The sequence below is a fragment of the Streptomonospora sediminis genome (genome assembly GCF_054778995.1).
The window spans coordinates 1-1,229 of record NZ_BAAGYZ010000159.1 but is presented as its reverse complement, the minus strand read 5'-3'; the positions used below and the strand labels follow the sequence as shown (position 1 = coordinate 1,229).

Here is a 1,229-nt window from a genome sequence, read left to right as displayed (position 1 = left end):
CCGTGGTTAAGGAACTCGGCAAATTGTCCCCGTAACTTTGGGAGAAGGGGAGCCCTGTCCGGTGATCGACCGTTGCGTTGTGAGCTGGGTGGGGTCGCAGATAGCAGGGGGAAGCGACTGTTTATTAAAAACACAGGTCCGTGCGAAGTTGTAAGACGCTGTATACGGACTGACGCCTGCCCGGTGCTGGAACGTTAAGAGGACTGGTTAGCGCCTTTTGGGGTGTGAAGCTGGGAATCTAAGCGCCAGTAAACGGCGGTGGTAACTATAACCATCCTAAGGTAGCGAAATTCCTTGTCGGGTAAGTTCCGACCTGCACGAATGGCGTAACGACTTCCCCGCTGTCTCAACCGCGGGCCCGGTGAAATTGCACTACGAGTAAAGATGCTCGTTTCGCGCAGCAGGACGGAAAGACCCCGGGACCTTCACTATAGCTTGACATTGGTGTTTGGGATGGTTTGTGTAGGATAGGTGGGAGCCGGTGAAGCGGTCACGCTAGTGGCGGTGGAGGCGTTGGTGAAATACCACTCTGGCTGTTTCGGGCATCTAACCTTGGGCCGTGATCCGGTTCGGGGACAGTGTCTGGTGGGTAGTTTAACTGGGGCGGTTGCCTCCTAAAGTGTAACGGAGGCGCCCAAAGGTTCCCTCGGCCTGGTTGGCAATCAGGTGGTGAGTGTAAGTGCACAAGGGAGCTTGACTGTGAGACGGACGTGTCGAGCAGGTGCGAAAGCAGGGACTAGTGATCCGGCGCCGGCGTGTGGAAGCGGCGTCGCTCAACGGCTAAAAGGTACCCCGGGGATAACAGGCTGATCTTCCCCAAGAGTCCGTATCGACGGGATGGTTTGGCACCTCGATGTCGGCTCGTCGCATCCTGGGGCTGGAGTTGGTCCCAAGGGTTGGGCTGTTCGCCCATTAAAGCGGCACGCGAGCTGGGTTTAGAACGTCGTGAGACAGTTCGGTCCCTATCCGCTGCGCGCGTTGGAGACTTGTGGAGGGCTGTCCCTAGTACGAGAGGACCGGGACGGACGGACCGCTGGTGTGCCAGTTGTTCCGCCAGGGGCATGGCTGGTTGGCTACGTTCGGGAGAGATAACCGCTGAAAGCATCTAAGTGGGAAGCTTGCTTCGAGATGAGGTCTCCTGCCCTGTGGTGGGGGTAAGGCCGCCAGGTGATGACTGGGTTGATAGGCCGGGTGTGGAAGCGTTGTGAGGCGTGGAGCTGACCGGTACT

The 1,229-nt window shown here is 58.1% G+C and carries 1 rRNA gene; it reads left to right on the top strand.

The features are described from left to right. Positions 1–1,229 (top strand): 23S ribosomal RNA (locus ACYVD5_RS27975); the annotation flags it as partial.